General features: G+C 51.3%; 8 protein-coding genes and 1 pseudogene. 6 read left to right on the top strand and 3 right to left on the bottom strand.

Annotated features, from left to right (window positions below):
- Window positions 1-21: 21 nt before the first annotated feature.
- The 3 genes from AC0L73_RS00565 (at window position 22) to AC0L73_RS00575 (ending at window position 4,271) form a co-directional block, all read left to right on the top strand.
- Window positions 22-450 (top strand): DUF2147 domain-containing protein, encoded by a 429-nt coding sequence (locus AC0L73_RS00565; protein WP_473654608.1) that lies wholly within the window; start codon window positions 22-24, stop codon window positions 448-450.
- A gap of 122 nt (window positions 451-572) precedes the next feature.
- Window positions 573-2,720 (top strand): RNA degradosome polyphosphate kinase, encoded by a 2,148-nt coding sequence (locus tag AC0L73_RS00570; RefSeq protein ID WP_473654609.1) that lies wholly within the window; start codon window positions 573-575, stop codon window positions 2,718-2,720.
- 36 nt (window positions 2,721-2,756) lie between these two features.
- Complete coding sequence (locus AC0L73_RS00575; RefSeq protein WP_473654610.1) at window positions 2,757-4,271, top strand: Ppx/GppA phosphatase family protein; 1,515 nt, start codon at window positions 2,757-2,759, stop codon at window positions 4,269-4,271.
- Here the strand turns inward: AC0L73_RS00575 and AC0L73_RS00580 are convergent.
- Both AC0L73_RS00580 and AC0L73_RS00585 read right to left on the bottom strand, forming a co-directional pair.
- A complete protein-coding gene (locus AC0L73_RS00580) occupies window positions 4,255-4,863 on the bottom strand; it encodes an HRDC domain-containing protein (RefSeq protein WP_473655400.1) in 609 nt (202 codons plus the stop codon). The two genes, AC0L73_RS00575 and AC0L73_RS00580, sit on opposite strands and share 17 nt — an antisense overlap.
- A 93-nt stretch (window positions 4,864-4,956) precedes the next feature.
- A pseudogene (locus AC0L73_RS00585) lies at window positions 4,957-5,407 on the bottom strand (ribonuclease D); the annotation flags it as partial.
- A gap of 202 nt (window positions 5,408-5,609) precedes the next feature.
- Here AC0L73_RS00585 and aspS point away from each other — a divergent pair.
- Complete coding sequence (gene aspS, locus AC0L73_RS00590) at window positions 5,610-7,394, top strand: aspartate--tRNA ligase (protein WP_227952037.1); 1,785 nt, start codon at window positions 5,610-5,612, stop codon at window positions 7,392-7,394.
- Window positions 7,395-7,524: 130 nt separating this feature from the next.
- On the top strand, window positions 7,525-9,207 hold the full coding sequence (locus tag AC0L73_RS00595) for an EAL domain-containing protein (RefSeq protein WP_473654611.1): 1,683 nt from the start codon (window positions 7,525-7,527) through the stop codon (window positions 9,205-9,207).
- A 225-nt stretch (window positions 9,208-9,432) separates the two neighbouring features.
- Here the strand turns inward: AC0L73_RS00595 and AC0L73_RS00600 are convergent, their stop codons facing one another.
- Window positions 9,433-13,095 carry a vitamin B12-dependent ribonucleotide reductase gene (locus AC0L73_RS00600; RefSeq protein WP_473654612.1) on the bottom strand — a complete coding sequence of 1,221 codons (3,663 nt, stop codon included), beginning with the start codon at window positions 13,093-13,095 and terminating at the stop codon, window positions 9,433-9,435.
- A 447-nt stretch (window positions 13,096-13,542) separates the two neighbouring features.
- Between AC0L73_RS00600 and AC0L73_RS00605 the strand changes: the two genes are divergently transcribed.
- A complete protein-coding gene (locus AC0L73_RS00605) occupies window positions 13,543-13,905 on the top strand; it encodes an NADH:ubiquinone oxidoreductase subunit NDUFA12 (RefSeq protein ID WP_473654613.1) in 363 nt (120 codons plus the stop codon).
- Window positions 13,906-13,949 lie beyond the last annotated feature (44 nt).

Genomic DNA, 13,949 nt, shown 5'->3' on the forward strand with positions numbered 1-13,949 from the left:
AAGCAACCGGAGGTAATTAACATGCGAACTCTGACACTTTCTATCAGTCTGCTCATCACCCTTCTGTTGATCATCGCGCCGGCACGGGCCGATGTAACTGGTATCTGGTCCACGGTAGAGGGGAAAAGCCACGTAAAAATAGAGCCTTGCGGAGATAAGTTCTGCGGAAAGATTGTCCGGTTGAAAGAACCACTGACAGAAGCCAAGGTTGATAAGACGGACATGAAGAATGAAGATCCCAAACTGCAGGGACGTAAAATTCTCGGGCTTCCTCTGCTGGAAGGCTTTGAGCCGGACGGTGAGAATGAATGGGATGACGGGACAATCTATAACCCGGAAGACGGAAAAACCTATTCCTCATCCCTGACGTTGGTGAACCCGACCACCCTTGATGTAAAGGGCTGCGTCCTGTTCTTTTGTAAAACACAAACCTGGACAAAAGTTAAATAGACTAACCTAAGTATGTGAAATGGTGAAAAACACCAATAAAATACGTATTTTGTCATAATTTGTTGATGTTAGACCTATATCTTTCATAGTGAACAATAGTCGCGAATGGAACAGAGCTAATCATGTCGACAAAGATCAAACCCTCGGACGCTGCGCCATCAGACCTTCTCGCCAGCCCGGAGCGCTTCATCAACCGGGAGCTTTCTTGGCTGTCGTTTAACTGGCGGGTGCTTGAAGAATCGGCGAATACAGCCCATCCGTTGTTTGAACGACTCCGGTTTTTGTCAATCTCTGCCGCAAACCTTGATGAATTTTATATGGTGCGTGTCGCGGGTCTCTGGGGTCAGATCAAGGCCAATATCAAGACATTGAGTGATGATGGCCTCACCCCGGCGCAACAGCTCGAGGAAGTGGACCGCAAGGCAAACAGCCTGATGGCGGAGCAGACATTGCAATGGAACCGCCTGATCAAGGAACTCCGGCAGGAAGAGGTTTATGTTCTTAGCCCGAAGGACCTCACCAAGCAGGAGCGGATCTGGCTCGAAGATTATTTCAAGCGACAGATTTATCCAGTTCTGACACCGATGGCACTTGATCCGGCGCATCCATTCCCCTTTATCCAGAATCTCGGCTTCGGCCTGTTTCTGGAACTTGTTCGCAAAGAATCCGAGCGAAACCTGAAGGCCCTTTTGTTGCTGCCACAGGCACTTGATCGGTTCATCCGCCTGCCGGGATCAAAAATCCGATTTATCAGCCTTGAAAATATCGTGATGCTGTTCCTTGATCATCTATTTCCGGGATATGAGGTCGCCAGCAAAGGCATGTTCCGTGTCGTCCGCGACAGTGATATGGAGGTCGAAGAAGAAGCAGAGGATTTGGTTCGGCTCTTTGAATCTGCACTGAAACGCCGGCGGCGGGGCAGTGTCATTCGGCTAAAAGTAGATAAGGAAATGCCTCAGGAGTTTGTCGACTACCTGATTAAGGAACTTGACCTTGATAAGCGCGCCCTGATTATCACCGACGGGTTATTGGGCCTTGCCGATACATCGAAACTTATCACTTCGGATCGGCCGGAACTCTGTTTCAAACCATACACCCCCCGCTATCCTGAGCGGGTGCGCGATGCGGGCGGCGATATTTTCTCGGCCATCAGCAACAAGGACTTCATTGTCCACCATCCGTATGAAAGCTTTGACGTCGTCGTTCAGTTTCTTCGTCAGGCCGCCGCGGACCCAGATGTAGTGGCGATCAAGCATACGCTCTATCGGACGTCCACCAACTCACCTGTGATCAAAGCCCTGATAGAAGCAGCAGAATCAGGTAAATCCGTAACCGCCTTGATCGAGCTCAAGGCTCGCTTCGATGAAGAAGCCAACATCCGCTGGGCACGTGATCTGGAGCGGGCAGGGGCGCAGGTTATCTATGGCTTTATTGACCTGAAGACACATTCAAAGGTGTCCGTTGTCGTCCGGCGAGAGGGGCAGGACCTTAAAACCTATATGCATTTCGGGACCGGCAACTACCACCCGATCACCGCAACGATCTATTCCGATCTATCAATGTTCACGACCGATGCACAGCTCGCGAAAGATGTAACATTGATGTTCAATTATGTGACCGGATATGCCAAGCCGAAGGGACTCGAAAAACTGACGCTATCTCCCTACAGCTTGCGAAATTCGCTGATAAAGATGATTGAGGAGGAAGTCGAGCATGCGAAAGCGGGCCAACCGGCGGCAATCTGGGCCAAGCTCAATTCTCTCGTCGATCCGACTATCATCGACGCGTTGTACCGCGCCAGCAATGCCGGGGTCGATATTCGTCTCATCATTCGCGGCATCTGCTGTCTGCGCCCGGGCATCAAGGGAATTTCAGAGAATATTCAGGTGACAAGTATCGTGGGCCGGTTTCTTGAGCATTCGCGAATTGTCTGCTTCGGCAATGGCCATAAGATGCCCTCTGACAAGGCAAAAGTCTTCATTTCCTCTGCCGACTGGATGCAGCGCAGTTTTGACCGGCGGGTGGAAACACTCATTCCCGTCACCAACGAGACAATCCACCGCCAGGTTCTCGACCAGATTATGGTGGTGTGCCTTAAAGATAACCAGCAAAGCTGGAGACTCCTTGAAAACGGTGAGTATGAGCGCATTTCTACTGATAAAAAACCCTTCTCTGCCCATAATTATTTCATGACGAACCCGTCTTTATCTGGACGCGGCAAGGCTTTGCTTGTAAAGGAACCTGTACCCAAGCTTGTACCACCAAGCTAGGAAATTTGGTTTTCGTATTCCAGGTGTTAGGGTTTTATGGAAGATCGGGATAGAGAGCTGGATCCCTCGGTTAAACTGTCGGATCGGTCTACTGCTGTTATCGATATCGGATCGAACTCGGTTCGTCTGGTTGTGTTTGATGGTCCCCAACGGGTACCGCTTCCCAAGTTTAATGAAAAAGTCCTCTGCGGTCTCGGCAAGGAACTCGGCACGACAGGCCGACTTGGTGATAAGGCGATGCTGGATGCACTTGCTGCGCTTCGCCGTTATGCCGCACTTGTCCACCATATGGGGATCGATCGCGTTATGGTCGCCGCCACGGCCGCGGTACGTGAAGCCGAAAACGGCTCCGAATTTGTTTCGGAAATCGAGCAGCAATGCGACCTTAATGTTCAGGTCCTGAGTGGTCGGCAGGAGGCACGATATTCCGGGCTTGGGGTGCTTTCCGGCATTCCGCAGGCGAATGGTCTCGCCGGTGACTTGGGTGGAGGTAGTCTGGAACTGGTGCAAATAGCAGATTTTCGCATCCAGGAGACAGCGACACTCCCCCTCGGCGCGCTGCGGCTTTCCTATATGGATATGCCCGAGAAGAAGCTGCGCAAGTTCATTAACAAGAAATTCGCCAAAGCCGACTGGCTGGAGGAGATGTCCGGGCAGGATTTCTATGCTGTTGGCGGCGCCTGGCGTGTTTTGGCGCGCTATCATATTTTCAAGACCGGTCATCCGCTGAATATCATCCATAGCTATCGATTAAGCGCGGAACAAATGACCGAACTGCTTGACGAAATTCTTGGCATGTCAATTCAGGAACTCAATGCCGCCAATGGCATTCCCAAATCACGTGCGAACACCATGCATACCGCCGCCATCATCATGCAAGAACTGATGACGATGACGGAGCCAAAGAATATTATCTTCTCCGGAAATGGCCTGCGCGAAGGGATGCTGTTTTCCGAGCTTAAGAAATCCGTTCGACGCCGCGATCCGTTGCTTGATGCCTGCCGGGACATGGCCGCCGCAGAAGGACGCTTCGCCGAGCATGGGGAAGAAATTTTTGCTTGGCTCCATGATATATTGGGGAATGTTGACGAAAACGGGAAACGCCTGACCCTGGCCGCCGCCACACTGTCTGATATTGCCTGGTGGGCCAATTCTGACTATCGCGCAGCGCAGGCGTTCCGGCGGATATTCCGCGCACCCTTTAACGGTATTGGTCATCGCGGCCGGGCCATGGTCGCATTATCCGTTTATGCTCGATATAAAGGCGATTTTTCCGGACCCGCGACAGATGACAGCCTGCGCCTGCTCTCCGATGAAGAGGCGAAAGATGCCTTGACCGTTGGCCTCGCCCTTCGTCTATCGCATACGTTAAGCGGCGGGACGATTGGCATTCTCTCCCAGACACGGCTGGAAGTCTCCTCTACGGCCATAGCATTGAGAATTCCGTCCACTCTCTCTCCGCTGGTCGGGCATCATGTGGTCAATCAGTTCGAGGCACTGGCCAACAATCTCGAACTAAAATCCGCCATTGATATTATGCCAGATCAATAATCTTGATCTTCCCGCTCTCAGAGGAGAGGGCAATCTCACCATTTTTAAGCTTCAGGGCGTCGTCGCCAAAGACACGACGGCGCCAGCCTTTAAGCGCGGGAACATCGGCATTATCGTCGATGGCAATTTTCTCTAAATCCGACATATTGCAGATAAGCTTCTGCGCAACCTCGTTTTCCTCACACCGGAGCTTCAACAACACTCGGAGCAATTCCATTAAGGGCCCAATTCCTTTTGGCGGCGGCGTCTTCTTATCCATTCGCGGCGCCATATCTGCGGGAAGGTTCACGCCTTCCTGAATAGCCTCAAGGAGACCGCGTCCCATTTTTCCTTCGGCAAATTTAAGGCCAATCCCCCGGACATGAGAAAGGGAATTTGCGTCCTTCGGTGGATTGGATGAAATCTCGATCAGAGCCTCGTCGCGCAAAATCCGGTTGCGGGGAATATCCTGCAAATGCGCCTGACGCTCCCGCCAGGCGGCAACGGCCTGCAACAGGCCGAGGAATTTTGAATGATGATTACGGGCTTTGATCCGTTGCCACGCATTTTCCGGGGGAATAAAATATGTCTCGGGAGAGCGAAGAATTTCCATCTCCGAAGTTACCCATTCTTCGCGGCCGCTCTCCTTTAGTTTTTTCGAGAGGAACTTATAGACCTTTCGAAGATGGGTCACATCTGCCTCTGCATAGGTGAGTTGCCGGTCGGACAAGGGACGGCGTGACCAGTCCGTGAAACGCGAAGATTTATCGATGCCTTTACCGGTAATCTTGGAGACCAATGTGTCATAGCCCACGGATTCACCAAAACCACAGACCATCGCCGCGACCATGGGTATCAAAAATAGGTTTCGGAACCTCACCGTTCAAATGATGGAAAATTTCAAGATCCTGTCGGCCCGCGTGGAAGACTTTTAATACATCCTCATTCTGCAACAGACGGAAGAGGGGGGCGAGATCAATCCCATCCGCCATCGGATCGACAATCGCCGATTCATCATCGGTCGCCAATTGAACCAGACAAAGAATTGGCCAAAAGGTGTTTTCGCGCAGAAATTCTGTATCAATCGTGAAATAGGGATATTTTTCGAACCGTGTTACCAGTTCTTCAAGGTCCGCTGTTGTTTTTATTATCTGCATTGAGTTTCAGTGCCCTTTCCCAACAAAACACGCCCGGGGGCACCCAAACGCTACTTGTTACATTGCAAAGTTCTATTCTTGGTAAGATAGCTGATAATTCCCGATAAAGGAAGGTTGGCGACAGGCGAAAAACCATGTAATACAGGCCCTCATTATCAAATACGGCCCTTTGCGGCCCCGAAGATTTTATAAGAGAGTAACGATGCATAGCTACCGAACCCATACTTGCGCGGAACTGCGCGAGAGTGATGTTGGCGAAACTGTCCGGCTGTCTGGCTGGGTTCACCGCAAGCGCGACCATGGCAACCTTCTGTTTGTCGATCTGCGCGATCATTACGGTATCACCCAATGTGTGATCGAACATGATGTCGCTAATTTCGAGGCCGTGGAAAGCCTGCGGTCCGAGAGCGTCATCACCATCACGGGGAAAGTGGTAGCCCGGAGCGACGAGACTGTAAACTCGAACCTGCCAACCGGTGCAATTGAAGTCGATATCGAAGAATTCGCGCTTCAGTCCGCAGCGGATGAACTTCCCATGCCGGTCTTTGGCGAGCAGGAATATCCGGAGGATATCCGCTTGCGTCATCGTTATCTTGATTTGCGCCGCGATCGGCTGCACCAAAATATCGTGCTGCGTTCCAATGTTATCTCCGAATTACGCAATCAAATGGTTGGCCAGGGATTTCAGGAATTCCAGACTCCTATCCTGACGGCATCATCGCCCGAAGGCGCGCGCGACTTTCTCGTACCGAGCCGCATCCATCCGGGCCAGTTCTATGCCCTGCCGCAGGCGCCGCAGCAGTTCAAGCAGTTGATCATGATGTCCGGCTTTGACCGATATTTCCAGATCGCGCCCTGCTTCCGTGATGAAGATGCCCGCGCAGACCGTAGTCCGGGTGAGTTTTACCAGCTCGATATCGAGATGGCGTTCGTGACACAGGAAGACGTCTTCGCCGCTGTTGAACCCGTCCTGACGGAGGTATTCCAGAAGTTCGCAGGTGAACGCAAGGTCGTCACCCCGTTTGAGCGGATTCCCTTTGATGAAGCCATGCTGAAATACGGCACGGACAAGCCGGACCTTCGCAACCCGATTATCATTAGTGATGCGACCGAACCCTTTACAGGCTCAGGCTTCGGGCTGTTTGCCAAGAATATCGAGAAAGGTTCCGTCGTCAGGGCCATTCCCGCGCCAGGGGCGGCTGACCGCCCGCGCAGCTTCTTTGACAAGATGAATGACTGGGCCCGCAAAGAAGGCGCTGGCGGCCTCGGTTATATTATCTTCAAGGAAGGTGAGGCCAAAGGACCGATCGCGAAGAACCTTGATGAAGAACGTATTGCGAAAATCCGCGAGTTAACTGGCGTAGGTGAGGGAGATGCTGTTTTCTTTGCCTGTGACAAGGCTGCGGGTGCCGCCGATATTGCCGGCAAGGCGCGCGTTCGCATTGGCGAAGAGCTCGATATATCCGAGAAGGACGTCTTCCGCTTCTGCTGGGTTATTGATTTTCCAATGTTCGAATATGACGAGAATGAAAAGAAAATCGATTTCAGCCATAACCCGTTCTCAATGCCGCAAGGCGGGCTTGAGGCGCTGGAGACCATGGACCCGCTCGATATCAAGGGCTATCAGTATGATATCGTCTGTAACGGGATTGAATTGTCGTCGGGTGCTATCCGGAACCATCGCCCTGATATCATGATGAAGGCCTTCGAGATTGCAGGATATGAAGCGCAAGTCGTTGAAGATCGTTTCGGCGGCATGTTGAATGCGTTTCGCTATGGCGCACCGCCGCATGGTGGCATTGCTCCGGGTGTAGACCGCATTGTCATGCTGTTGGCGGACGAGCCGAATATCCGCGAGGTTATTCTGTTCCCGATGAACCAGCAGGCGCAGGACCTGATGATGCAGGCTCCGGCGGAAGTACCACTTAAAAACCTGCGGGAACTGCATATCCGTACGGTAATGCCACAGCCAAAATCGGAAGAATAAACCTCCCATCAACGGGAGCGATGAAAAACCCGCCCAGTGGCGGGTTTTTTTGCGTAATTTTCAGGCATTTTTCTGATTTGTTAATAAATCAACGGTTAATGTTACCGGGAATTAACCAAAAGGCTGCAAGGTGACTCAAGATATTAAACTAGAAAATCTGCGGACAGAGAAAGAGCGATTTGTTGCCTTTTCTTTTGCTGCAGCGGACTTATTGATTGAGCTGGACAATAACGGGGTCGTCATTTTCGCTTCCGGTGCCGCCAAAGGACTGACCGGCGTTGACATGGCGGATCTTAAGGGGATGCCGTTTGTCGATCTGGTCGCGCAACAGGATAAAGGCGTCCTCACCCATATCCTTGACACTATGAACGTCGGGGACCGTATTACGCCTGTCGTCGCACGGATGGAAAAGACCAAGGTCTCAGCCATCGTTGGCGCCTGCAAGCTGCCCCGAAATCATGAACATGTCTTTCTTGCCCTGAATGTCTCAAGTATGGCAGCCGCCCGGTCATCGACAAAATATCGAGACAACGAAACCGGACTTCTCGATCGACAAGATTTCCTGAAACTTGCCGACCAGCAGTTGGCAATTGCCTCCGACGCCGGACAACGGACGGAACTCACGCTTCTTCACTTGAACGGCCTTTCCGCGCTCAAAGAAAGCGTTGGCGATGATGAAATGAACGGTTTCCTCGATAAAATTGGCATTCTCCTGCGGCGTTATTCTTTGGGTGGCGATGCCGCCGGCCGGCTTGATGACGATAAATACGGATTGGTACACAGCCCCTCTGTCAATGGAAAAATCCTTGAAGAAAAAATATCTACCCTGACAACTGATATCGATCCCAAGGCGAATTTTTTAGTGCAAAGAAGCACTGTAGATCTTTCAAAAGGCCAACTTTCCGCAAATAATGCGACACAGGCGCTGATGTATGTGATCAACCGCTTCGTAGATAGCGATCAGGAAGAGTTCAACATAAAATCGCTGGCCGAAGGGATGGATACCCGTCTTGAAAAGACGATGAACCGGATGCTGGCACTGAAATCCGTCTTTCAGAACTACAAATTCAAGCTGGTCTACCAACCGATCGTTAAAATTGCCGACAAGGAAGTCCATCATTACGAAGTGCTTTCCCGTTTTAAGGACGGGGAGTCCCCCTATGAAACCGTTGTTTTTGCCGAAGAGACCGGCATTATCCAGGACCTCGATCTCGGTGTTGCGCAGAAGGCAAAGGACAAGTTGCTGGAATTCCAGAAACGCGGCGACGTGTTACCGAAACTGGCAATCAATATATCTGGATATTCTCTTGAATCGAATATTTTCATCGACAACCTTCTTGCTCTTTATGCGGATAACGATGAAATCCGTGAACATATCGGCCTGGAAGTTACAGAGACCAGCCGTATCAAGGACCTGCCGCGGGCGGAGAATATTATTCAGACCCTGCGCGAGACGGGCATGGAAATCAGTCTCGACGACATGGGATCGGGGTCTGCATCCTTCCAATATATACGCGCCATGACAGTTGATTATATCAAGATCGACGGCACCTATATCAAGGAAGTGCTGACCAACAAGCGCGACGCCGCCATTCTGAAGGCGCTCTCACGTCTTTGTCAGGAGCTGGATATCGGAACCATCGCGGAAATGGTGGAAACGAAGGAACAGCTACATGTTCTCAACGTCTTGGGCGTCAATTACGGCCAGGGTTGGTACTTTGGCAAGCCACAGCAGGAAATTGAAACAAAGCGAAAGTCCCGGTCAATTACCAAGAATTTGAAACGCAAGGGGTTTGCCACAAGCTGGTCCTAGAAAAAAGAGCATGCCTCCGGAGACATGCTCTTATATTAGGGAGTAAGACAAATAGGTTTAGCAATCCCGAAAGTGCTGCAGCACAACACTTTCTAACCCTTACTCAACGTAAATTTACGTTTTACGCTACTGGTTACACTACTCTTGTACTCTACTGGTTACGCAACAAAACTCTTAATCTGTCAGATTTAAAAAACTAAACAAGAAACTGAATTCTTTGTATTTTTAAGAACAACCGCTAGTTCCGCCACAGGTATCGCATTTCATGCATGTCCCATTGCGAACGAGGGTAAAGTTGCCACATTCACCGCAGCTGTCTCCTTCATATCCCTTCATGCGGGCTTCCATCGACCGGCTTAGTTTATCGGAGCCGCCTGGTGTCCCGCCGCCGATCGACACACTGGCCGCGGCAACAGAACCGGAAGCGCTGACACTTGCGGCGGCGGCACTGACCTCATTTTGGCCAAGGCTTGCCGACATGGCAGATAAACCGCCCTGCAATACTTCGAAATTGTTGGACCTGACATAACCTGTCGACGCAAGATTGATCACATTGTTAATGGCAGCTTTATTCTCGGAATATTCATCCTCTGTGATTTTTGCTTGATTTTCGCCGGTCCCGAGGCTGTCGTTATGCAAATCATCAGGCACGACATGGGCGAGATCATTCCGGCCGAGGTAGGAGATTGCCAGTTCCCGGAAAAGATAATCGAGAATTGACGTCGACATTTTGATGGCGTCATTGCCTTCAACAATGCCCGATGGTTCAAACCGGGTGAAGGTATAGGCCTCAACAAACTCTTCCAATGGCACGCCATACTGGAGACCAATGGAAATCGCGATGGCGAAATTGTTCATCAGACTGCGGAAGGCAGCTCCTTCTTTATGCATATCGATGAAAATCTCACCAACACCGCCGTCATCATACTCGCCGGTGCGCAGGTAAACTTTATGCCCGCCAATAACCGCCTTCTGAGTGTAACCCTTGCGCCGCGTTGGCAGTTTTTTGCGTTCCGATACGAGCCGTTCCACAATCCGTTCCGCAATAACATTGCTGGCCGCCGCAGGGGAGGCTTGAACCTCTTCCTTAACCTCATCAAGATCGTCCTCATCAAAGGTCAGGGCAGAGAGGGGTTGGCTTAATTTGGAACCGTCCCGGTAAAGCGCGTTTGCCTTAAGGCCGAGCTTCCAGGAAAGGAGATAGGCTTCCTTGCAATCCTCAACCGTCGCGGCATTTGCCATATTGATGGTTTTCGAGATAGCGCCGGAGATAAACGGCTGTGCCGCCGCCATCATCTTGATATGGCTATCGACGGAGAGCATCCGCTTGCCGATCCGACCGCACGGATTGGCGCAATCGAAGACGGAAAGATGCTCATCTTTCAGGTGAGGGGCGCCTTCCAACGTCATGGCACCGCAGCAATAAGTGTTCGCAGCCTCGATTTCTTTCTTGCTGAAGCCGAGATGCGAGAGCATATCAAAAGTGTAGTCGTTAAGCTGTGCATCCGAAATGCCCAGTACCTCGCGGCAGAATTCTTCACCGAGCGAGAATTTATTAAACACAAACTTAATATCAAAGCTTGCGCCTAGCTCACTCTCGATCCGAACCAAAGTCTCGGCTGTGAACCCTTTTTCCAACAGGATCTGATGGTTGACGCCTGGCGCTGTTTCAAGAGTGCCATGACCCACCGCGTAGTCGATGATGTCCTTGACCTGTGCTTTGTTATAGCCCAGATGATCCAATGCCTCGGGCACTGTGCGGTTGATGATCTTGAAATATCCGCCGCCGGCAAGCTTCTTAAATTTAACGATGGCGAAATCGGGCTCAATCCCGGTGGTGTCGCAATCCATGACAAGGCCGATGGTGCCCGTTGGGGCAATTACGGAGACTTGCGCGTTGCGATAGCCATGGGCTTTGCCAAGTTCAAGCGCGGCATCCCATGCATTCTTGGCAGCTTCTGTCAGGCCCGGCTCCGGGCAGTTAATCGCATCAAGCGGGACCGGAATAACCGAGAGTCCTTCATACCCGTCGCTTAAGCCATAGGCCGCGTTGCGATGATTGCGGATTACGCGCAGCATGTTCTTCGCGTTTTTCTTATACCCCGGGAAGGCCCCAAGTTCTTCAGCCATTTCCGCGCTCGTCTTATAGGCAACGCCGGTCATAATCGCTGTGATCGCCCCGCAAAGCGCGCGACCTTCATCCGAATCGTAAGATAGCCCCTGCGCCATCAGCAACCCGCCGATATTGGCGTAGCCAAGACCAAGGGTACGGAATTTATAGCTAAGCTCCGCGATTTCTTCGGACGGGAACTGCGCCATAAGGACAGAAATTTCAAGGGAAATGGTCCAGATTCGCACCGCATGCTCGAATGCCTCAATATCGAAGCTCTTATCCGCACGGCGGAACGTCATCAGGTTCAGAGACGCAAGATTACACGCCGTATCATCAAGGAACATATATTCCGAGCAGGGGTTCGACGCGTTGATCCGGCCATCTTCCGGGCAAGTGTGCCAATCATTGATGGTGGTATCATACTGAAGGCCTGGGTCGGCAGACTGCCAGGCGCTTTCACCGATTTGTTCCCAAAGATCCCGTGCCTTGACGGTTTTCGCGACCTTTCCGTCGGTGCGGCGGATCAGGTTCCAGTCACCATCTTTCAACACGGCTTCAATAAAGCCGTCAGTAACCCGGACTGAGTTGTTTGAGTTTTGACCCGACACCGTCAGATAGGCATCTGAATCCCAATCGGTGTCATATGTCGGAAAATCAATTTCGGTGTAGCCCTGTTTCGCGAACTGGATCACGCGCTGCACATAGTTTTCCGGCACCATAGCTTTACGGGCACCAATGATCGCCTTTTTAAGTGCGATATTTTCCGCCGGGATAAAGGCTTCATCGCCCTTGATTTCTTGGCAGGCCTTGATGACGTTATTCAGATGAATGTTACAGAGCTTCGAACCGGCGACGAGGGACGCAACCTTCTGCTCCTCAATCGCTTTCCAGCCGATATATTCTTCAATATCCGGATGATCGATATCCAGCGTGACCATCTTTGCCGCCCGCCGCGTTGTGCCGCCGGATTTGATGGCACCCGCCGCCCGATCGCCAATTTTCAGGAAACTCATCAGGCCGGAGGATTTACCGCCACCAGAGAGGCTTTCGCCTGCACTTCTAAGATTGGAGAAGTTTGTGCCGGTGCCGGAGCCATACTTAAAGAGACGCGCCTCGCGCACCCAGAGGTCCATGATGCCGCCTTCATTGACGAGATCGTCATCAACGGACTGGATAAAGCACGCATGGGGCTGCGGGTGTTCATATGAATTAACGGATTTTTTCAGTTTGCCCGTTTTAAAATCAACATAAGAATGCCCTTGCGCAGGACCTTCGATGCCATAAGCCCAATGCAGGCCGGTATTGAACCACTGCGGGGAATTGGGCGCACCCATCTGGCTGGCGAGCATAAAGCGCATTTCATCGAAATAGGCGCGGGCATCATCCTCGCCATCAAAATAACCGCCTTTCCAACCCCAATATGCCCAGGTTCCAGCGAGCCGGTCGAAAACTTCAGTAGAAGAGGTTTCGCCAACAAAGCGTTCCTCTTCCGGCAGCTCCTGAAGCGCCTTTTTATCGGCCGTCTGACGCCATAGCCATTCCGGCACGTTCTTTTCAGAGACCGGTTTCAGGCGGGCAGGGACGCCAGCTTTGCGGAAATATTTCTGGGCGATGATGTCGCAGGCGACCTGAGACCATGCCGCCGGAACATCAATACCTTCTAGTTTAAAGACAATAGAACCATCAGGGTTCCGTATTTCACTTGTAGTTTTTCTGAATTTTACGCTCGCGTAAGGAGAAGAATCTTTATTTGTAAAACGTCGCTCAATACGCATCTCGTACCTTCCATTAACCAGTCATGATTTCGTCTTTAAACAAGGGGGAATTTTGTCAAAAACGCCAGAAAACGCAGGAACGGCAACAGGTCCCTCATTTCTAGCGCCCACTATATCTTGTGGGCAAATCCCCCTCATGGCATAGGATAATGTCGTTGGGCTTTACCCAAGTCAACGCAAAAATACTACATTTAGTGGCTAAAATTTTAGCTACCGCGAAATATGGCAGTTTCGTGAACATTCGCCAATTATATGGTTAACAAGATTTTTAAAAGGCGTTGTACAAAAGCAACGATGCAGAGCTATCACAATACAGAATGTTAGAATCAGAAGCCGGAATGACCTGTCAACGACAAGCATCGGACAAAAAGTTAGACTGGACGAAAGGCCGCCACAATGCCATATTCCGGGCAAATAACTCTGTTTCTAATTAGCGAGAAGTTCCAGATGGCGACGATTGGCACAAGGCTGTTTACATGGTGGCGCGGAGAGCAGGTCGGAGAAGACCAGTTCGGCAACCGTTATTACCGCGAAAAAGGTAAGCCGACAGGCCCCACAGGGCGGGAGCGTCGCTGGGTCGTGTACAAGGGCAAGCCGGAAGCCTCCAAAGTGCCACCGGCATGGCATATCTGGCTGCATTACACCACGGACAATCTTCCTGATCAGCAGGAACGGCCAAACGCCGACTGGCAGGAAGAGCATCTGCCCAACCTCACGGGAACGGAATTTGCCTATCATCCGGGTGGATCGATTGTAAAGGGTGGCACGCGCCAGAAGACAACCGGCGACTATGAAGCCTGGAAGCCATAGAATAAGAAGACGAGTTCCTTGCGCCAGTTTTTCGCGCAAGCGGA

Source organism: Sneathiella sp. D3-11 (genome assembly GCF_055809395.1).